This is a genomic window from Mycobacterium sp. IDUB_19, from assembly GCF_055419445.1.
The window spans coordinates 210,454-229,554 of sequence record NZ_JBVAXR010000004.1 but is presented as its reverse complement, the minus strand read 5'-3'; the positions used below and the strand labels follow the sequence as shown (position 1 = coordinate 229,554).

At 65.9% G+C, this 19,101-nt stretch carries 22 protein-coding genes and 1 pseudogene; 17 read left to right on the top strand and 6 right to left on the bottom strand.

The genetic code is table 11. The features are described from left to right. The first annotated feature begins 30 nt into the window (after window positions 1-30). The 5 genes from ACZY0B_RS06150 to ACZY0B_RS06130 are packed head-to-tail and all read left to right on the top strand — an operon-like array spanning window position 31 to window position 4,078. Window positions 31-981 carry a Rieske (2Fe-2S) protein gene (locus tag ACZY0B_RS06150; protein WP_463763138.1) on the top strand — a complete coding sequence of 317 codons (951 nt, stop codon included), beginning with the start codon at window positions 31-33 and terminating at the stop codon, window positions 979-981. 21 nt (window positions 982-1,002) lie between these two features. Then, on the top strand, window positions 1,003-1,488 hold the full coding sequence (locus tag ACZY0B_RS06145; RefSeq protein WP_463763137.1) for a hemerythrin domain-containing protein: 486 nt from the start codon (window positions 1,003-1,005) through the stop codon (window positions 1,486-1,488). Window positions 1,489-1,521: 33 nt separating this feature from the next. After that, entirely contained in the window at window positions 1,522-2,298 is a 777-nt protein-coding gene (gene pcaH, locus ACZY0B_RS06140) for a protocatechuate 3,4-dioxygenase subunit beta (RefSeq protein ID WP_463763136.1), read from the top strand. Continuing rightward, window positions 2,295-2,852 (top strand): protocatechuate 3,4-dioxygenase subunit alpha, encoded by a 558-nt coding sequence (gene pcaG, locus ACZY0B_RS06135; protein ID WP_463763135.1) that lies wholly within the window; start codon window positions 2,295-2,297, stop codon window positions 2,850-2,852. The genes pcaH and pcaG overlap by 4 nt, the downstream gene beginning before the upstream one ends. Beyond that, complete coding sequence (locus ACZY0B_RS06130; protein ID WP_463763134.1) at window positions 2,849-4,078, top strand: lyase family protein; 1,230 nt, start codon at window positions 2,849-2,851, stop codon at window positions 4,076-4,078. The genes pcaG and ACZY0B_RS06130 overlap by 4 nt, the downstream gene beginning before the upstream one ends. A gap of 63 nt (window positions 4,079-4,141) precedes the next feature. On the opposite strand, the pseudogene ACZY0B_RS06125 reads toward ACZY0B_RS06130, so the two are convergent. Together ACZY0B_RS06125 and ACZY0B_RS06120 are read right to left on the bottom strand one after the other, a co-directional pair. After that, window positions 4,142-4,780: pseudogene (locus ACZY0B_RS06125) on the bottom strand (TetR/AcrR family transcriptional regulator); the annotation flags it as partial. A 169-nt stretch (window positions 4,781-4,949) separates the two neighbouring features. Further along, a complete protein-coding gene (locus tag ACZY0B_RS06120; RefSeq protein ID WP_463763133.1) occupies window positions 4,950-6,074 on the bottom strand; it encodes an Rv2629 family ribosome hibernation factor in 1,125 nt (374 codons plus the stop codon). A 234-nt stretch (window positions 6,075-6,308) separates the two neighbouring features. Here ACZY0B_RS06120 and ACZY0B_RS06115 point away from each other — a divergent pair, with 234 nt between their 5' ends. Beyond that, the gene (locus ACZY0B_RS06115; protein WP_463763132.1) at window positions 6,309-6,791 is read left to right on the top strand and encodes a flavodoxin family protein; all 483 of its coding nucleotides are present in this window, start codon (window positions 6,309-6,311) and stop codon (window positions 6,789-6,791) included. Between the two features lie 77 nt (window positions 6,792-6,868). On the opposite strand, the gene ACZY0B_RS06110 is transcribed toward ACZY0B_RS06115, so the two are convergent. Further along, window positions 6,869-7,138, bottom strand: coding sequence for a hypothetical protein (locus ACZY0B_RS06110; protein ID WP_463763131.1), 270 nt, complete (start codon window positions 7,136-7,138; stop codon window positions 6,869-6,871). A 291-nt stretch (window positions 7,139-7,429) separates the two neighbouring features. Between ACZY0B_RS06110 and ACZY0B_RS06105 the strand changes: the two genes are divergently transcribed. The 3 genes from ACZY0B_RS06105 to ACZY0B_RS06095 all read left to right on the top strand — a co-directional run bounded on the left by ACZY0B_RS06105 (window position 7,430) and on the right by ACZY0B_RS06095 (window position 10,784). Further along, complete coding sequence (locus ACZY0B_RS06105; RefSeq protein ID WP_463763176.1) at window positions 7,430-8,596, top strand: alpha/beta hydrolase family protein; 1,167 nt, start codon at window positions 7,430-7,432, stop codon at window positions 8,594-8,596. 14 nt (window positions 8,597-8,610) lie between these two features. Further along, window positions 8,611-10,014, top strand: a complete 1,404-nt coding sequence (locus ACZY0B_RS06100; protein WP_463763129.1) for a wax ester/triacylglycerol synthase family O-acyltransferase — start codon at window positions 8,611-8,613, stop codon at window positions 10,012-10,014. A gap of 104 nt (window positions 10,015-10,118) precedes the next feature. Next, window positions 10,119-10,784: an SRPBCC family protein gene (locus tag ACZY0B_RS06095; RefSeq protein ID WP_463763128.1), complete on the top strand. Its 666-nt coding sequence runs from the start codon at window positions 10,119-10,121 to the stop codon at window positions 10,782-10,784. Window positions 10,785-10,804: 20 nt separating this feature from the next. Here the strand turns inward: ACZY0B_RS06095 and ACZY0B_RS06090 are convergent, their stop codons facing one another. Both ACZY0B_RS06090 and ACZY0B_RS06085 read right to left on the bottom strand, forming a co-directional pair. Further along, window positions 10,805-11,698 (bottom strand): universal stress protein, encoded by an 894-nt coding sequence (locus ACZY0B_RS06090; RefSeq protein WP_463763126.1) that lies wholly within the window; start codon window positions 11,696-11,698, stop codon window positions 10,805-10,807. A gap of 130 nt (window positions 11,699-11,828) precedes the next feature. Beyond that, entirely contained in the window at window positions 11,829-12,623 is a 795-nt protein-coding gene (locus ACZY0B_RS06085) for a class I SAM-dependent methyltransferase (protein WP_463763125.1), read from the bottom strand. A 54-nt stretch (window positions 12,624-12,677) separates the two neighbouring features. Here ACZY0B_RS06085 and fdxA point away from each other — a divergent pair, with 54 nt between their 5' ends. Genes fdxA through ACZY0B_RS06060 form a run of 5 tightly spaced genes read left to right on the top strand, consistent with a single transcriptional unit; the run spans window position 12,678 to window position 15,480 of the window. After that, complete coding sequence (gene fdxA, locus ACZY0B_RS06080; protein ID WP_463763124.1) at window positions 12,678-13,034, top strand: ferredoxin; 357 nt, start codon at window positions 12,678-12,680, stop codon at window positions 13,032-13,034. Window positions 13,035-13,045: 11 nt separating this feature from the next. Beyond that, on the top strand, window positions 13,046-13,705 hold the full coding sequence (locus ACZY0B_RS06075; protein WP_463763123.1) for a helix-turn-helix transcriptional regulator: 660 nt from the start codon (window positions 13,046-13,048) through the stop codon (window positions 13,703-13,705). A 2-nt stretch (window positions 13,706-13,707) separates the two neighbouring features. After that, window positions 13,708-14,133: a hypothetical protein gene (locus ACZY0B_RS06070; protein WP_463763122.1), complete on the top strand. Its 426-nt coding sequence runs from the start codon at window positions 13,708-13,710 to the stop codon at window positions 14,131-14,133. A 52-nt stretch (window positions 14,134-14,185) separates the two neighbouring features. Beyond that, window positions 14,186-14,533, top strand: coding sequence for a cupin domain-containing protein (locus ACZY0B_RS06065; RefSeq protein ID WP_463763121.1), 348 nt, complete (start codon window positions 14,186-14,188; stop codon window positions 14,531-14,533). 5 nt (window positions 14,534-14,538) lie between these two features. Further along, the gene (locus ACZY0B_RS06060; protein WP_463763120.1) at window positions 14,539-15,480 is read left to right on the top strand and encodes an NAD(P)H-dependent flavin oxidoreductase; all 942 of its coding nucleotides are present in this window, start codon (window positions 14,539-14,541) and stop codon (window positions 15,478-15,480) included. Between the two features lie 7 nt (window positions 15,481-15,487). Here ACZY0B_RS06060 and ACZY0B_RS06055 read toward each other — a convergent pair whose 3' ends face one another. Continuing rightward, entirely contained in the window at window positions 15,488-15,988 is a 501-nt protein-coding gene (locus tag ACZY0B_RS06055) for a DUF1990 family protein (protein ID WP_463763119.1), read from the bottom strand. A gap of 30 nt (window positions 15,989-16,018) precedes the next feature. Between ACZY0B_RS06055 and ACZY0B_RS06050 the strand changes: the two genes are divergently transcribed. The 3 genes from ACZY0B_RS06050 to thrS all read left to right on the top strand — a co-directional run. Continuing rightward, the gene (locus ACZY0B_RS06050) at window positions 16,019-16,921 is read left to right on the top strand and encodes an aldo/keto reductase (protein ID WP_463763118.1); all 903 of its coding nucleotides are present in this window, start codon (window positions 16,019-16,021) and stop codon (window positions 16,919-16,921) included. 21 nt (window positions 16,922-16,942) lie between these two features. Beyond that, window positions 16,943-17,569 carry a PaaI family thioesterase gene (locus ACZY0B_RS06045; protein WP_463763175.1) on the top strand — a complete coding sequence of 209 codons (627 nt, stop codon included), beginning with the start codon at window positions 16,943-16,945 and terminating at the stop codon, window positions 17,567-17,569. A 96-nt stretch (window positions 17,570-17,665) separates the two neighbouring features. Next, the coding region (thrS, locus tag ACZY0B_RS06040; protein ID WP_463763117.1) for a threonine--tRNA ligase at window positions 17,666-19,101 on the top strand (1,436 nt) is incomplete at its 3' end.

The following is a 19,101-nucleotide window of genomic DNA, read 5'->3' as shown; positions in this document are numbered from 1 at the left end:
GACTTCGTTAGTGGGGAAGGACTGTTTGCCATGGTTGATCGGTCAGCGGCGACCGGTGCTCGGTTGCGGAAGCTCGGACCGCGCGTGGTCTCGGCTATCGGGAGCCAAGAGTGGCTGGACCGGCCGAGTTATCGGCTGGAACACCTGCTCAGCTTCGCTTTCAACGGATTGGGCCGGGCGCGCAACACCGTCACCAACGCGCTGAACGGGGTTTGGCTCGGGCACCCGGTACACCCGCCGCTCGCGTCGCTGACCAGCGGAGCTCTGGGGACCACGGTGGCCCTCGATGCGCTCAGCGTGCTGCCCGGCCGGCCCGCCGGCGAAATGGTCGACGCGTCACGATTTGCCTCCCGTGCCCTCGGCGTCGGGATCCTGGCCAGCGTCGGTTCGGCCGTCACCGGCGCCACCGACTGGCAGCACACCCACGAATCCGACCGCAGGGTCGGGTTGGTGCACGGCGTCGTGAACGGTGTCGCGACGGCGCTGTACGCGCAATCCTGGTGGGACCGCCGCCAGGGCCGCCATCGTCGCGGCATCGCGCTGACCGCGCTCGGCTACGCCATCACCGTCGCAGGCAGCTATCTCGGCGGCGCCCTGGTGTTCGAATCCGGCATCGGCATCGATCAGTCCGGCCGGCGACTGCGCACCAGCGAATGGACCCCGGTACTGGACGCGAGCTCGTTGAATGGGAAACCGGTGCGGGTCGAGGTCGACGGGGTGGGGCTGGTGGTGTGCCAGACCAAGCCCGGAGAGGTGTCGGCATTCGGCGAGTTCTGCCCGCATCTGGCGGCTCCGATGGCCGACGGTTGGGTGGATCGCGGCCGGATCGTATGTCCTTGGCACGGTTCGTGGTTCGCGACCGAGTCGGGCGAGGTTCTGCGTGGCCCGTCGGCAGCTCCGCTGCCGTGTTACGAGGCCAGGTTGGCCAACGGAATGGTCGAAGTCCGCGGCGAGGCGCAGCCCAGCCTCGACGGGGCATAGGGATTGCAGCGAAGGAGCAACGTGAACGCGTACGAAGTGTTGAAAGACCACCACGTCGTGATCAAGGGCCTCGGTCGCAAGATCAGTGAGGCGCCGGTCAACAGTGAAGAGCGTCATGCGCTCTTCGACGAAATGCTGATCGAACTCGACATCCACTTCCGGATCGAAGACGACCTGTACTACCCGGCCCTGGGGGCCGCCAGCAAGCTGATCGCGGTCGCGCATGCCGAGCATCGTCAGGTGATCGACCAGCTTTCCGTGCTCCTCAAGACCCCGCAGACCGCGGCCGGTTATGAGGACGAATGGAACTCGTTCAAGACGGTGCTCGAGGCGCACGCCGACGAAGAGGAACGCGACATGATTCCCGCGCCTCCCGAGGTGAAGATCACCGACGCCGAGCTCGAGGAGCTGGGCAACAAGATGAACGCCAAAATCGAGCAGTACCGCGGCTCCGCGCTACACAAGCTTCGTACCAAGGGGCGCGCCGCGCTGGTGCGTGCTCTGTAGCTGCGGGCCCATTGGCGAGTAGCCTCACGCTTCGTGAGGGCCGCACTGGAGCGCGTCGCGTCGCAGGGTGACATCACGGCGGAGATCGCCCGAATCGTGGCCGACTACGAGCAGGCCGGCGCCGGACCGGGCGCAGAAGATCAGCCGCGGCTGAACTATCCGCCATACCGCGGCAGCATGTTGCGCCACCCGAAACAACCACTGCTGCTTACCGATCCCGAGGAGCTCGAGCGCTGCGCGCCGTGCTTCGGTGAGCGTGACGTCGACCCGCTCGACGCCGACCTGACCGCCGGCCATCCGGGCGAGCCGATCGGGGAGCGCATCATCGTGCCCGGGCGGCTGCTCGATCGGTCTGGGCGACCGCTCGCGGGCCAACTGATCGAGATCTGGCAGGCCAACGCCAGCGGTCGCTACCGCCACCAGCGCGACCAGCACCCCGCTCCGCTCGACCCGAACTTCGCCGGGGCCGGGCGGTGTCTGACCGGGCCCGACGGGACGTACCGATTCTTGACCGTCAAGCCCGGCCCCTATCCGTGGCGCAATCATCACAACGCCTGGCGCCCGGCGCACATCCACTTCTCGCTGTTCGGTACCGCGTTCACCCAGCGCCTGATTACCCAGATGTACTTCCCCGGCGACCCGCTGTTCGGCCTGGATCCAATTTTCCAGTCAGTTCTGGATCCCGCTTCACGCCAACGCCTGATCGCCGGCTACGACCATGACCTCACCGAGCCGGAATTTGCCACGGGGTATCGATGGGACATCGTGCTGGCGGGCAGCGCGAGAACCTGGACCGAGACCCAATCATGACTGAATTGGCTTGCACCCCGGGGCAAACCGTCGGCCCCTTCCTGGATCTCGGGCTACCGTATTCGGGTGACAGCGACCTGGTCGGCGATTCGGATGCCGGAGCGGTTCGCCTGCACGGCACCGTGCATGACGGGGCCGGCGCACCGATCCCGGACGCCCTGATTGAACTCTGGCAGGCCGACACCGACGGGCGCATTCCCCATCATGCCGGCTCGCTGCGACGTGACGGCTTCACCGGATGGGGCAGGGCCGCAACCGATTCCGCCGGGCGCTATAGCTTCACCACCGTGACACCGGGAAGCGACGCGGGGCCGCCCTTCTTCGCGATCACCGTCTTCGCTCGCGGGCTGCTGAACCGACTGTTCACTCGCGCCTATCTACCCGGCGCCGACCTGGGTGCGGACCCGCTGCTGGCCACCGTCGATGCCGAGCGGCGGGCCACCTTGCTGTGCGTGGGCGAAAGCAGCTCGGGCCGAATGGATTACCGCTTCGACATACATCTGCAGGGTCCCCGCGAGACCGTGTTTCTGGCATATCGGGACGCTGCGGAATGACCAATCTGTTGTGGCCGGGCGACCACCGGGCCGGCGAGCACATGACCGATCAGTCGCTACTGCGGTCGATGGTGGCCGTGGAATCCGCGTGGCTGAGCGCCCTGGCCGCCGCGGGTCTGGCGCCCGCCGACGCTGAAAAGGCCGACCTGTCAAGCCTGGTGGACCAGGGCGATGTGCAGGCGCTCGCGGTCGCGGCCGAGAACAGCGGCAACCCGATCGTCGGTCTGGTCGAGCTGCTGCGCGAGCGGGCCAAGCCCACCTATGCCTCGTGGATTCACCGCGGGCTCACCAGCCAGGACGTCGTGGACACCGCGCTGATGCTCGGCGTACGCGACGTGGTGGACAAGCTGAGAACGCAGCTATCCGAACAGGTTTCGACGCTAGCCGCACTTGCCAACGTGCATCGGGCCACCCCAATGGTGGCTCGTACGCTCACGCAACAGGCCGCGCCCACCACATTCGGCGCCAAGGCGGCCGGCTGGTTGAACGGTGTCGTCGACGCGTACGAGCAACTGTCCGGTCTGGTGACGCCGATCCAGGTCGGCGGTGCCGTCGGAACATGGTCGGCCACCACGGAACTCGCGACACTGCTCACCGATGCGACCGACCCGGCGGAAGTATCGGAACAGGTGATGGGTGCTACTGCAGCTGCTTTGGGTCTGGGCGTGCGACCGCCGTGGCATACAACCCGGACGCCGGTGACCGCGGCGGCGGATGCCTTCCTCGGGTGCACCGATAGCTGGGGCCGGATCGCCTCGGACGTGGTCACCCTGGCTCGTCCGGAGATCGGCGAGCTGAGCGAGCCGGCCGCCGACAAACGTGGTGGCTCATCCTCGATGCCGCACAAGCGCAATCCGGTGTTGTCCATCCTGATCCGGCGGACGGCGATCTCCGCTCCGCAGCTGGCCGCTACCCTGCACACCGCGGCGGCGCTGGCCAACGACGAACGCCCAGATGGAGCGTGGCATGCCGAATGGGACACGCTGCGGACTCTGGCCCGGCGGACCCTGATCGCGGGCTCCCAGTGCGCTGAGTTGCTCGCCGGGCTCGGGGTGCATGACGGGCGGATGGGCGAGAACCTCGGTGCCGCAGATGTTCTCGGTGAGCAACGCGCAATCGTCGACCTGGCTGGGAAGTCGCCGTCGCCAACCTATTTCGGCGGCGTCGACCGGTTGATCGACGAGAGCCTAGCTCGCGCCGAGCGGATACCCGGCAAGCGGCCGTGAGACGTTAGCGGTCATGTCCCGCAGCGACAGTGCGGCATGCGCGGCGGAGGCATGGCCGTCCTCGTAGATGCTGGCCAGCCAGATGTGCACCAGTGTGTCGATGACCCGGTCCTGGCGGATCGCCGGCTCTTCGGTGGTGAAGGCCGCGGCCATCAGCCGCTCGCTCAACATGTTCAGCGCGATGGACAGGTCCTCGGCCGGGACGGTGGCCGGGGCGGCGCCCCTTTCACGCTCGGCCGTGATCGCGACGGTGGTAAACGAGATCCACTTCTGCATCAGCGTCGACCAGAGCTGGCGGACCTCGGGGTTGGTGGCCTTGGCTGCCGAACCGGCGACGGCGACCGCGCGGTGTGACCCGGACACCTCGAAGAACGCCTCGATGCGGTCGCGCCATAGCGTCGCGGGATCGCCGGTCAGCTTGTCGCGAAGTGCCTTCAGCGCCGCGTGCGCCTTGTTGTTCATTTGGTCCAGCAACGACAGCAACACCGCGTTTTTCGATTGGAAATAGAAGTAAAAGGTGGGGCGGGAGATGCCCGCGCCTTTTGCCAAATCGTCCACGGAGAAGTCGGCCAGCGGGCGCTCCTCCAAAAGCCGCTCCGCGGTGGCCAAGATGGCTTTCTCGCGGTCGTCATCCGAGTGATGCGACGACCGGCGGCCGCGGGAGGCGTGCGCGTACCCGGTGCGCGGCGAGGGGTCGGACACGGCACATACCCTAGGGGTGCATCGATATATGCCAGGCAAATTGTTGATTAAAACCAACGATCATGTCGATTAAGTTCAACATTTTGTTGGTGACTGTCGACGCATTTGTCGACTCCGCCGACAGTCTGCCGCAAATTATGTTCCCAGCAACCGAGCGGCCTGCCGGGCCTTAGGGTTGCTGACTGGCAAGACGTTCGGTCGCGGCATACCGCAACAACGCGGCAATCCCGTCTGTGGGTGCGATCCGGTTGTCGGCCCGGATCAACGAGGCGCCAGCCGCGATCGCGGTGAACGGCAAGGCTTCATCGGCCCTTGCGATGCGCTCCACCGGTTCGCCCAGCTCGGACAAACCGTCGGCATCGGGCGCGATGGCGGTGAGCCGGTGGCCGGTGACCACGACGGTGTCGCCCAGCTCGCCGACGATCAGCGTGTCGATGTCGCGGTCGCGCAACGCCGCGCATACGTCGGCGAGTCCTTGTGCTGCCAAGCCAGATCCACGCCCGATTTCTGATTCGAATCGACCGGCGGCGGCGCCCATTTCGAGGTCGTGACGCCGAGCGAACTCGGTGGCCGTCAGTTCGTGGATCTCTTCTTCGTCGACACGGCCTTTCCGGGCGCCGCCGTGCACCTGCAAGACCCGTTCGGCCACCCGTTCCGGCAACTCGGAAAGCAGATCCGCGCGTGAAGGAACCGCGCCGCTCACGAAGACGATCTCGGGATCCGTATCGTCCACCAGCCGGGTCAAGTGGTTGGCGATCGCCCGGCAGTTCATCCGAATGGCTTCATCGGTCGTGTGTTGGAGGTCGCCATAGCCGTTCCAGCCCGCAGTGGCCGGCTTGTGCACGGGGTACCCGGAGCCTTCGATCCTGGTGGAACTGACAGCGGTGCCCTCGTACACGCTGATGTCGGCACCGGTGTGGTCAACCGCGGCGAACACGTAGGCCGGTCGCTGCATCTCGCCGTCGATCAGGGGCAGGACGTATGGGTAATCCGAGAAACGAACCACCGTGGTCGGCGGTGGACTACTGAGCGGCGCGTCGACCAGCACGTGGTCGCTGGTGGTGATCAGCGCTCGCCCGCGCCGACCCACCGCCGGGCGATGGTGCAGCACCGCATCCTGGAGAGTGGCGAGGAGTTCCGCTCCCGCACCCATGTTTTCGAGGTGCTTGCGGATATCGCGCCACTTCGCTTCGAGTTGCCCGACGGCGTCCGCGGTGTCGTGTGAGTCGTCGAAATACACCGAGGCGAAAGGGCCTTTCGCCTTTACCAGCCCCCTGAGGCGTTCGGATCGCATGCCACACCTTCGCTGTTGTGTCTCCATTTACTGTTGGTTCAACGGTATGAAGGGCAAGTGTGGGCTCGCCAGAGCCATTAGCCCCTTGGCGTGGGCCTTAAGTCCCGTGGTCCGCCGGCGCCTCGTCGAAGTGACTAACGCCCCGCGGCCGTGTGTCTTTGCGCCCTTACCGGATGGCGATGGACGAACGCAGCATGAGCTTGTCCCGGCAATGTTCTTCAAGGGAGTCAAACCATGAAGTCAATCATCGTCTGCTCGTCGAAATCGCACGGCAATACGCGCCGGATAGCCGATCGGATGGCGCAGGTGCTTGAATCCGCGGTGGTCACACCCGAGTCGGTCGACCCCGCATCCCTCGGCGGCTACGACCTCGTGGGCTTCGGGTCCGGCATCTACTACATGGCGGTGGACACAAGGCTACGCAGCCTGATGCGTCGGCTACCGGACGTGGACCACGTCCGGGCGTTCACCTTCTTGACCAGCGGCGCTCGGGAGATTCCACTGTTGAGCTACCACAAGCCGGTGCGGAAAATGCTCGAAGCCAAAGGGTTTGACGTGATCGGGTCGTTCTCCTGTCGGGGGTTCGATACGGTCGGGCCGTTCGGGTTCATCGGCGGGATCAACCGGGACAGGCCGAACGATCACGACATGGATCGTGCCGCGGCATTTGCGGCCCGTCTTCGTGAACAGGTCGAAAGTTCTTCGGCCGTTGGCTGATGACACGCGTTGGCCGGGCAGTTCGTGATTGCAACCACCCGGCCAGCGCTCCATCTAGTCAAGGGAGATAGAAACCGCTACTTGCTCGTCTTGCTCGTCGCCTCGCTGGCGCTGCGCACCACACTGCGGAAGAACTCGATCCGCGCGGTGGTCAATTCCTCAGCCAAGTCCAGCGCAGCGTCGACAACGGTCTTGCGTCGCGACTGGTCTGGAAGCACCGGACCGACCTGATCGACGAACTTGCGTACCGCCTCGATGGCATGCTTGCGGCCGGCTTCGACCGACTCGAGCACGTCGTCAGAAAGTTCGGCCCAGCGCGGCTCGGATTTTGCGGGTGCCTCTGCCATGATCCCACTCCTACTCGAAACAATGTCTTGCGGACGCCCCCGACGGTACGACTTTCCGCGGACCGCCACGAGTGACTAAAGTCCTTTCGCGCTCCGCCGGTCGTCGCCATCCCGCGACGATGTCCGAGGTTGTCGATCAAGGACTTTCGTGACTTTCACCGGGCCGTAGGTCCCTAACTCGCCGACCTGCAGTGGTGTTAGCGTTCGGCCATGGCAGTGCCCAACGGCGACAACCCACAACCGCGGGACGTTCCTCATCGAAGCGCACCCGGCGGCGCCCTGGGCGGAGCCATCACTCCCTTCGTGCATACCGGCAGCTACATTGCCCGGTCATGGCGCGACTACCTGGGTCAAGCGCCGGACCAGCTTCCGATCGCACGGCCCACCATCGCGCTGGCGGCACAGGCCTTTCGCGACGAGGTCGTCTTGACGGGCCTGAAGGCCCGCCGACCGGTCAGCCGGCCGGAGGTGTTCGAGCGCATCACGCGCGAGGTGATCGCCGCGGTGGAGTTCTACGGCGACAAGGGATGGCCGGAAAAGCCCAGGGGATTCTTCGCTAAGCCACCCGTGCTCTGCGATGTCACGGTGCGAAAGGTCAAGGGGCGCAGACGCTCCTTCCATCGCATCGTCTTCGACAGCGGGTACGCGCCGCACCCGGGCGAACCCGGTGCGCAACGATGGATGAGTTACCCGGGGAACAATCGTGAGTACGCACTGTTGCTGCGTCACGAGGAACCGCGTCCCTGGCTGGTCTGCGTACACGGAACCGAGATGGGTCGTGCCGCACTCGATCTCGCGCTGTTCCGCGCCTGGAAACTGCACGATGAGCTGGGTCTGAACGTCGTCATGCCGGTGCTCCCGATGCATGGCCCCCGGTCGCGTGGTCTGCCGAAGGGTGCGGTATTTCCGGGGGAGGATGTGCTTGATGACATTCACGCGACGGCTCAGGCGGTGTGGGATATCCGGCGGTTGTTGTCCTGGATCCGCCTGCAGGAGCCCGAGTCACTGATCGGGTTGAACGGCCTGTCGCTCGGCGGTTACATCGCGTCGCTGGTCGCCAGCCTCGACAAGGGCCTCACCTGCGCGATACTCGGCGTCCCGGTGGCCGACCTGGTGGAATTGCTGGGGCGCCACTCCGGCCTCAGTCACGAAGATCCCCGCTTTCAGACGATGAGATTGGCCGAACCGATCGGGCGTATGGTCTCGCCGTTATCGCTCACTCCGTTGGTGCCAATGCGGGGCCGTTTCATCTACGCAGGTATCGCTGACCGCGTTGTGCATCCACGCAAGCAGGTGATCCGTCTGTGGGAGCACTGGGGTAAACCGGAAATCGTTTGGTATCGCGGCGGCCACACGGGATTCTTCCGTTCGCAGCCGGTGCAGCGGTTCGTGGGGGACGCACTGCTGCAGTCCGGGCTTCTGGACGAAGCGGCGACGCGCCGCGATCACCCTGCCTAGTCTCGGAGGTTGGCATGCATCCGCTGGATCCGCTGGACGCGGCAATGATGGCCGCGGAGTTGGTGTCGAACCCCATGCATGCCGGCGTCGTGCTGATCATGTCGCCGCCCGCGCAGGCCGGTCCGGCCTATGTCGACGACCTGTACCGGGAGACGCTCGCCGGAAACGCATCGATAGATCCCAGGCTTCGCCGATATCCGCATTGGGGTGTCGATACCGCCGGCATCTGGGTGTGGCGTGAATGCGAAAGCGTGGATGTGAGCCGACATTGCCTGCGCCGCACGGTGTCTGGGGGCAACGACGCCTTCTGGCAGTTGATCGGCGAGCTGGACGCAGAGCGGCTCGACCGGTCCCGCCCGATGTGGATCTCTTATCTGATCGACGGCCTCGACGATGGCCGATTCGCGTTCTACATCAAGGTGCATCACACCCTCATCGACGGGGTGGCCGGTCTTCGGATGATCGCCGACGCACTGAGTCGTGACCCGACGCGTCGGTCGATGCCGCCCTTCTATGCCGATCACCGTGCCGAACCCGCCTCGCCACCAGCGTCGACAGGATTGCTGTCTCGTCTGACTGCACCGGTACGGGCGGTGGTCGACACCACGGCGTCGAGTCTGGGTCTGATCGAGCGAGTCGTCACGGGAGAGTTGTCGACGATGATGGACGGCTTGATCGGTTACACGACCGGGTGGCCCCTTGGGGCGCCTTACACACGATTCAACGGCCGTCTGGGACCCGAGCGTGTGGTCTGCGCGGGTAGCTGGGCGAAGAGTCGCATCCAGGCGGTGCAAGAGTCCGCCGGTGTCACCGCCAACGACGTGGTGACCACGATAGTGGCCGGCGTTGTGCGCGGCTGGTTGCGCGACCGCGGTGAATTGCCCACCCAGTCATTGGTCGGCGTCTGCCCGATCACGGTCCGCGATCACAAGGCTGATCCGTCAATTGACCAGCACGGCAACATGTTCGGTCTTTGGCTATGTCCGTTGGGAACCAATCTGGATGACCCGATCGCGCGGTTGAGTCTGATTCACCGTTCGATGTCGGAAGGAAAACGCTGGGTGGCGAAACGGGGATCGGCGGCATCGCTGCTGACGAATGCGGCAAGCATCGCCGCGACCGTCATTTCTCCGCTGCTGCCGTTCACTCCGCGGATACGGACCGGCTTCAACGTCCCGATTTCGCACGTGCCGGGGCCCGGGGACGAAATGTATTGGAACGGCGCGCATATCGAAGAGATTTATCCGGTGTCGACCGTCTACGACGGGATGGCGCTCAACGTCACGACCTGCTCGTACTCCGACCGCATTGGATTCGGCTACGCGGCTGGTCGTGATGCGGTGCCCGATATCGACACCTTGATACCGCTGACCGAGCAATGTCTTGCCGAACTCGAATCCGCCGTGGCCGCGCGTTGATGCCCAGAACGCAAAGGGGACTTCGGTCCCTACCGGCACGCAATCAGAAGTGGTCAGATCGAACGGAACGTCCAACCAGCCACGCAGACTCGGTGGGAAACATCATGACGCACCTGATCAGGCCGATCACCAAGACCGCGGCGCTGCTTTCGTTGCTGTACGGCGCGAGGCGCTATTACCGCAATTGGGGCACAACGAAATCGGAATGCCGGATGGTGCTGCCCGGCGACAACTTGGTGGCCGATCCCGCCATTCAGACCACCGAAGCAATCTACATCGACGGCCCCAGCTCCGCGGTCTGGCCGTGGCTGCTGCAGATGGGGCTGGACCGCGGTGGCTTCTATGGCTGCGACGGACTGATGAACCTTGCCGGTCTTGGTTATCACAGCACCGACCGACTGCATCCGGAATGGCAACAACTCGCGGTGGGGGATCTGGTGCGCCTGGCTCCCGAAGGCTGGATGGGCCAGACCGATGGTGTGCAGCTCGGCGTCACCGAGATCGTGTCCGAAAAGTACATCGTGCTCCATGCCACGACATCGGATCCGCGCTGGAATGCAGTGTGGTCGTTCCACGTTCAGCCACACTGGGAGGACCGCGTGCGACTGCTCACCCGCGTCAGGTTCGCCTTGCGCAGGCCGGGCGAAGTGTTTGCCATGGAACTGGCTAGGCCGGTCGTCGCCCTCAGCACGCGGGCCTTGTTGCGTGGAATCAAACGCCGAGCGGAGACATCTCTTACGATCGCCCCGCACAGCCCCGCCCGGTACTGAGTCGCTTTGCAGCGGCTGACTCAGGACACCGACTCGCGCGCGACGATCACCGGCACCTGCGCCATCTGGGCAACGGTCTCGCCGACGGAACCCACCAGCATTTCGGCGAATCCGCCGCGACCCCGGCTGCCGACCACCACCAGCTGAGCGTGCTTTGACCGTTCGACGAGCTGTCGAGCCGGCTGGTCGCACGCGACGGTGCGGGTGACCCGCACATCGGGATACCGTTCCTGCCAACCCGCCAAACGCTCGGCTAATATCTCTTCCGCCGTCGACTCGGTTGCGGGCCAATCGATTCCGGGCCACTTCGAAATATCGGTGTCGCTCCATGCATGCAAAGCGGCCAATCCGACGTTGCGGCGCGAAGCTTCATCGAAGGCGATCGCGGTCGCCAATTCGGATGCCGACGAGCCGTCGATGCCGACCAAAACCGGTGCCTGACTGGGATGCGACAGCGATGGATCCTCGTCGTGGACGATCGCGATCGGGCTATGCGCGTAACGAAGGAGGCCGGTGCTCACCGAACCGAGCCGATGGCCCGGCCACTGCCCACTGCCGTGGCATCCGGCGACCACCAATTCGGCATCTTTTGACAAGTTGACCAACGTGGGAACGGCAGCCGACGACGAGAGTTCAGTGTGGACCTCAGCGGGTCCGCCACGCTGACAGGCATTTTCAACCATCTTGAATGCGTCGTCGAGGAGCGCTCGCCCGCGGTCCCGTTCCCAGCGCACCAGGCCCGCCGGCGGCCGAACGTTCGGGCGCATCGTGAACTCCGGTGAGGTCGCGTGGACGAGCGTCAGCGGGATTTTTCGCAGCTCGGCGTCCCGCGCGGCCCATTGCACGGCCATCTGGGCGGTCGGTGATTCGTCGACTCCGACGACAATTCCCAATCGCGCGCTACCTGTTGACATGGCTCTTCCCTCACTCGTCGGCGCCGTAACGCGCCCTGCCGCAGTCGGCTTAGCGCGCTACGCGTGACGGTATCGAGATTGACCGAGCCCGGTCAGAGGCCTTTGTCACCAGCTGGACGGGTGAGCCCGGCTATTCCGGTTTACGGGCGATGATCGCGACGGCGGTCAGCCGCTCGCGATGCTTGCGGAACGTGTTGCGCATCGTGAGCACCCGCTTGCGTGCATCCGGATTGAGTAGCACATTTCTGGCAAACCGTAACGCTCCCAAAAGCCCCTCGTCGGCGATGACCCGGCGTGGTTGCAGAAGTGCCATCGGGGCGGTCACGACCCGGTCGACGACCAGGCCGTGCTCCGACAGCAGTCGCGACCATTCGGCAATGGTCAACGGACGCGCGTTCACCTTGATCGCGCGGGCAAGCGACTGCCGGATCTCCGTGCTGATCTCCTCGGAGACGGTGTCGGGCGTCAGCGCGAGTTCGTGGATCGCGTAGCGGCCGCGCGGCCTCAGCACCCGTGCGGCCTCGGCGACGATGGCGTGCTTGGTGGCATCGCCCTGCATGGTCAGCATCGCTTCGCCGATGACGACGTCACGACTGGCATCGGGCAATCCGGTGTCGGCCGCGTCAGCAACCCGGACCGTGCCGGACCCGCCCAGGTGTCCGGCGATGACGTCGCGAACCGTTTCTGCCGCATCGGGGTCCTGTTCGGCGCCCACATACGAGCGCGGTTGGCGGGTGAGAATCTCGGCGGCGGTGCGGCCGAGGCCCGGCGCCAGCTCGAGCACGTCGGCGTCGGTCACAGCGGCGCCGGCCAGCATCGTGCGGGTGAGCCCGACACCGCCCGGGCGAAGGACTCGTTTCCCCAGCCGCGCGAGCAGCCAGTGGCCCGCAACGCTGTCGTCTGCGCGACTTGACATGGGAGCCATGGACTTGCCCGTCCCTCCTAGTTTTCACAACTATGATTGTGTAAACTCTAGCGCATGACCTACGTTATCGGGAAGCCCTGCATCGATGTGCTGGATCGGGCATGTGTGGACGAATGTCCGGTGGACTGCATCTACGAGGGCGGCCGTGCGCTGTACATCCATCCCGACGAATGCGTGGACTGCGGCGCATGCGAGCCCGTATGCCCGGTCGAGGCGATTTACTACGAAGACGACCTGCCCGAGGAACTGCAGCCGCACCTGGCCGACAACGAGGCGTTTTTCTCCGAGACCCTGCCGGGGCGCGACGCTCCGCTGGGGTCACCGGGCGGAGCGGCCAAGCTCGGTGCGCTGGGCGTCGACGCGCCCTTGGTGGCCGCCGAGCCGAAGGCCGACGTTTCCGAAGGGGCGTGAGGGAGATCGCGATGTCAACGGGGGAGTCCGCGGGTCGCCGTCGTGCGGTGCTTCAGACATTGCGAACATCCCGGGATCCGCTGACCATCGTTGCGATCGCCGATGTGCTGGGCGTGCATCCCAACACCGTTCGCTTTCACCTCGACAGCCTGGTCGGCGACGGCCAGGTGGAACAGGTCGAGCCGGGGCGAAAGGGGCCGGGGCGTCCACCGCTGATGTTCCAGGCGGTCAGGCAGATGGACCGCGGCGGCACGCGCCACTACCGGTTGCTCGCCGAGATACTGACGATGGCGTTCGCGGCCGACAAGGATTCGGGCGCCAAGGCGCTGGCCGCCGGGCGGGCGTGGGGACGACAGCTCGATTCGAGCGCTGACTCGGCGCGCGGAGATGCCCAGAGCCCGCAGACGGCCATTCGTCAGCTGGTCGACGTGCTCGACCAGCTTGGTTTTGCCCCCGAGCACCGGCGGGCCGACGGGAAACAACAGGTCGGCCTGCGGCACTGCCCGTTCCTGGAACTCGCCGAAAGCCGAACCAGCGTCGTGTGTCCCGTCCACCTTGGGCTCATGCAAGGAGCCCTGGAAAGCTGGGGATCGCCGGTTGCCGTCGACCGCCTCGATGCGTTCGTCGAACCGGATCTGTGTGTCGCTCACCTCGAGCTGCAGGAGGCCTGAAGATGAGCACCGAAATGGCGGTCGCCGTTGCGGTCACGTTCGTCTGGCTTGGCATGGTGCTGGCCATCTCGTTCCTGGAAGCCCCGCTGAAGTTCCGGGCGCCCAACGTGACCTTGCAGATCGGACTCGGCATCGGGCGTTTGGTCTTTCGGGCACTCAATACCGTCGAGGTCGCTTTCGCCATCGTCATCCTGGCGGTCGCGGTGGACGGCCCGATGCCGACGCGGATTGTCGTCGCATTTTGCGTTGCGTTCGCCGCGCTCGCCGTGCAGTTGATCGCGGTGCGTCCCCGGCTGACTCGCCGCTCGGATGCGGTGCTCGCCGGATCGGACGGGCCCCGCTCCCGGGCTCACTACGCCTACGTCGCTTTCGAGGTGGTCAAGGTCGTTGCCTTGATTGTGGCGGGGATACTTCTATTGACCGCTTGAGACCACTGATAGCCGACCGTCAGCCCACCGTCACACCGAGGGGACTTACCCAATGGAATCAATCTCGCTGACCAGCCTGGCCGCCGAAAAGCTGGCCGAAGCCCGGCAGTCGCACAGCGGACGCGCCGCGCACACCATCCACGGCGGCCACGACCACGAACTCCGGCAGACCGTGCTCGCGCTGCTCGCCGACCACGACCTGTCCGAACACGACAGCCCCGGCGAGGCCACGCTGCAGGTGCTGCAGGGTCATGTGCGCCTGACGACGGGTGGCGACTCCTGGGACGGCAAAACCGGCGACCATGTCGCGATTCCGGCGCAACGCCATGCTCTGCACGCGGTCGAGGATTCGGTGATCATGCTGACGGTGCTCAAGAGCATCCCCTCGCAGTCTCACTAGCGCCGATGCTCGCCACGCCCTGGTCAAGGGAGTTCGGCCTGCGGGTGCCCATCGTCAACGCCCCGATGGGCGGCGTCGCGGGTGGCCGGCTGGCCGCCGCGGTCAGCGCCGCCGGCGGTCTGGGCATGGTCGGCATGGGCAGTGTCGCGACCAGAGAACTGCTGGCGACCCAGTTGCAACACGTGGACGGCACGTTCGGAATCGGCTTGGTGGACTGGGTGATGCGCAACGAGGCGGGGTTGCTCCAGGACGCCCTGGCCGCGCGGCCCGTCTTGCTGTCGGTCAGTTTCGGCACCGACTGGTCGTGGATCGACAAGGCCCATGACGCCGGAATCGCCACGGTCACACAGGTATACGACGCTCTCGGGGCCCGTCAGGCGGTCGACGCGGGTATCGACATCCTGGTGGCGCGCGGTTCCGAGGGCGGCGGGCACGGCGATACGAAGCTCGGGACGCTGCCGTTGCTCGACACCGTTTTGGATGCGGTGTCGGTGCCGGTGCTCGCGGGCGGCGGTGTCGCCTCGGCGCGCAGCCTGGCCGCGGTGCTGGCCGCCGGTGCCAGCGGAGCCTGGGTGGGCACCCGACTCGCCGCGTGTCCGGAGGCGCTGACCGGCGACGGCAGCCGCCAGGCCCTGATCGCGGCCGGGTCGACCGACACAGCGGTCACCCGGGCCTTCGACGTCGCCAAGGGCCTGCCGTGGCCGGCGCGGTTCCCCTCGCGGGTGTTGACCAATGAGTTCGTCGCGCGCTGGACGGGCAAGGAGGACGCACTCGATGCGCCGGCCTGCGACGAGCTGGCCGCCGCGATCGACGCCGACGACCGCAAGATCGCCCCGGTCGATGCCGGTCAGGGTGTCGGCATGATCCGTGACGACGCCTCGGTGGCCGAGGTCATCGACGGAATGTGCGCCGGTGCGCAACGCCTGCTGGCCGGCTGGAGCTCCTAGCGGCGGTCTACACCCCGCGCAGGTAGCGCTTGGCGATGACGCGCTGGGCCACCGACACCACCGGGCCACCGAGCCTGCTCCACCAGGTGGCGGGCCGGGAGAAGGCCGACACCTCGGCGAAGACCGCGGAGGTGGCCGGGTCCCGGCGGACGACAAAGCGTTCCTCGCCGGATTCGGGATGGCCTTCGAGCGTGCCGTAGGCGAAACCGCGGATGTCGGGCTCGTCGATCACGTATACGACCCGGCACGGCGCGGGCAGAAAGCCCATCCGCACCAACACCACCGTGTCGAGGGCCGCGACCTCGGAGCTGGCCTTCACCCGCAGCCCGGCTCCGCGTTGCATGCCCCAGCGCATCACGGCCTCGGCGGCCCGGTCGAAACGCTGCTGGCCCGTGCCGATCTGTTTCTCGACGTGAAGGTGGCCGTATCCCGCGGGCAGCTCTCCCGCGGCGGTCGCGCCCACCTCGGAGTAACTCAGCGGAAGTTCCTCGAGGGCAGCTAGGTCCACATGCCCAGCTTGCCACGCCGGGATGCGCGAATGCTCTTGGAGCGTAAGTTCGTAGGCGTGACCGCACAAAACTCGAAAACCGTTGCCGAAGCTTCTGGAACGTTCACCTTCGGCGGCGATCTGACCGTCAACCGCCTCGGATTCGGGGCGATGCGCATCGTCGGTAAGGGCGTCTGGGGCCCACCTGCCGATCGCGATGAATGTGGCCGGGTGTTGCGCCGCGCCGCCGAACTAGGCGTTGACTTCTTCGACACCGCGGACTCCTACGGGCCCTACATCTCCGAGGACATCATCCGCGAGGCGCTGTACCCCTACGACAACCTGGTGATCGCGACCAAGGCCGGGTTTTTGCGGACGGGTCCGGATGTCTGGATCGAGATGGGCTACCCGGCGTACTTGCGGCAGGAGTGTGAGATGAGCCTGCGCCGCCTGGGCGTCGAGGCCATCGACCTGTTCCAGCTACACCGCGTCGACCCCAAGTGGCCGCTGGCCGACCAGGTGGGCGAGCTGGTCAAGCTGAAGGACGAAGGCAAGATCCGCCACATCGGGCTGTCCGAGGTCGACGTCGACCAGTTGAACGAGGCGCAGGCGATCACCCAGATCGTTTCGGTGCAGAACATGTACAACCTGTCGGTGCGCAAGGCCGAACCGCTGGTCGACGCCGCGACCGAACAGGGTGTCGGCTTCATCCCGTGGTTCCCGCTGGCGGCCGGGCCGCTGGCGGCTCCCGACGGCCCGCTGCAGCGCATCGCCGACGACCACCACGCGTCGCCGTCGCAGCTGGCATTGGCCTGGTTGCTGAAGCGCTCGCCGGTGATGTTGCCGATTCCGGGCACGTCGAAGGTGGCGCACCTGGAGGAGAACGTGGCGGCCGCCGAAATCACGCTCAGCGACCACGAGTTCGAGACCCTGGCGGCTGCCGGAGCGAAGTAACCGGCCACCCAATACGGTGTTCTGGTGCCCGGCGACCATCAGAAACACCCCGGTGGGGGATTCAACCCTCCCGAACCGACGAGCAAGGGCGGGCCCGACTACGGCCGGTTCATCGACGCGGTGCGCAAGCTGCAGGACCATGCGCGTGCCGTCGACGCGCCCGACGAGGTCATCGCCGAGGCCGCGGACACGCTGGAAAAACTGTCCGCGCTGCTGAGCCCCTACGACGCCGACGAGTGGGCGTCGCCGTCGGGTCGGCGGATGGACCTGCCGGTGCGCGGCAACATCCTCACGGTGCCGATCGGGTCGCGCAAGACCGAGGACGGTCGCATCGAAGGCTGGGCGCGGTTCGCGCGGTTCCACCTGGGACGCAACGGCGCCGTGCACGGCGGGTCCCTGGGCATGCTGTTCGACACCGTGTTGGGCCTCACCGCGTCGGTGCTCACCGGCAGCCCCCGCCAACGCACCGCATATTTGAAGATCGACTACCGCAATATCGTGCCGATCGAAAAAGAGCTGCAGTTCGACGCCGGCATCGATGCGGTGGACGGCCGCAAAATCTTCGTGTCGGGCAGGTTGACCGACGGCGACACGCTGCTGGCCGAAGCCGATGCGTTGTTCGTGAAACTCAAACCCGGCCAGCCCTGACGACGTTGAGGGCTTGGGCCCTTCGGGGCGCGCCCCGATAGCATGACATCGATCAATCAGGATCAATTCCCACAGAAGCCTTGGAGACCCAACCCGATGAGCGCCCCCGCACAATCCGTCCCAGTAGCCCCGATCCGGGTTCCTGCCGGGACTACCGCGGCCGCCGCGGTCGGGGAGGCGGGGTTGCCGCGCCGGGGTACTCCGGATGCGATCGTGGTGGTGCGCGACGCCGACGGCAAGCTGCGCGACCTGAGCTGGGTGCCCGACGCCGACGCCGAGGTGGTCCCGGTCGCGGCCAACACCGACGAGGGCCGCAGCGTGATCAGGCACTCGGCCGCACACGTCTTGGCCCAGGCCGTTCAGAACCTGTTCCCGCAGGCCAAATTGGGCATCGGGCCGCCGATCGCGGACGGCTTCTACTACGACTTCGACGTGGCGGAACCGTTCACCCCCGAAGACCTGACGAAGCTGGAAAAGCGGATGCGTCAGATCGTCAAGGACGGCCAGCTGTTCGACCGGCGGGTCTACGAATCCAAGGACGCGGCGCGCGAGGAACTGGCCAACGAGCCGTACAAGCTCGAACTCGTCGATGACAAGTCGGGCTTGACCGAGAACATGGCCGAAATCATGGAAATCGGCGGCGACGAACTCACCGCCTACGACAACCTCAATCCCCGCACCCGCGAACGGGTCTGGGGTGACCTGTGCCGCGGGCCGCATATCCCGACCACCAAGCACATCCCGGCGTTCAAGCTCACCCGTAGCTCGGCGGCCTACTGGCGCGGCGACCAGAGCAACGCCAGTCTGCAACGCATCTACGGCACCGCCTGGGAGTCGCAGGAGGCGCTCGACAAGCACCTGGAGCTGATCGAGGAGGCCCAGCGCCGCGACCATCGCAAGCTAGGGGTCGAGCTGGACCTGTTCAGCTTCCCCGACGAAATCGGTTCCGGCCTGGCGGTTTTCCACCCCAAGGGCGGCATCATCCGCCGCGAGCTGGAGGAGTATTCGCGGCGCAAGCACATCGAGGCGGGGTACGAGTTCGTCAACACCCCGCACATCACCAAGGAGCAGCTGTACATCACGTCGGGCCACCTCGAGTGGTACGCCGACGGCATGTACCCGCCGATGCACCTGGACGCGGAGTTCAACGCGGACGGGACGGTGCGCAAGCCCGGGCAGGACTACTACCTCAAGCCGATGAACTGCCCGATGCACCACCTGATCTATCGGTCGCGCGGTCGGTCGTACCGCGAGCTTCCATTGCGGCTCTTCGAGTTCGGCAGCGTGTACCGCTATGAGAAGTCGGGCGTGGTACATGGGCTGACCCGGGTGCGCGGCATGACTCAGGACGACGCGCACATCTACTGCACGCGAGAGCAGATGCGTGACGAGCTGACCTCGCTGCTGCGCTTCGTGCTCGACTTGCTGGCCGACTACGGGCTCAACGACTTCTACCTGGAGCTGTCCACCAAAGACCCGGAGAAATACTCCGGCTCCGACGAGATGTGGGACGAGGCCACTGACGTCCTGCG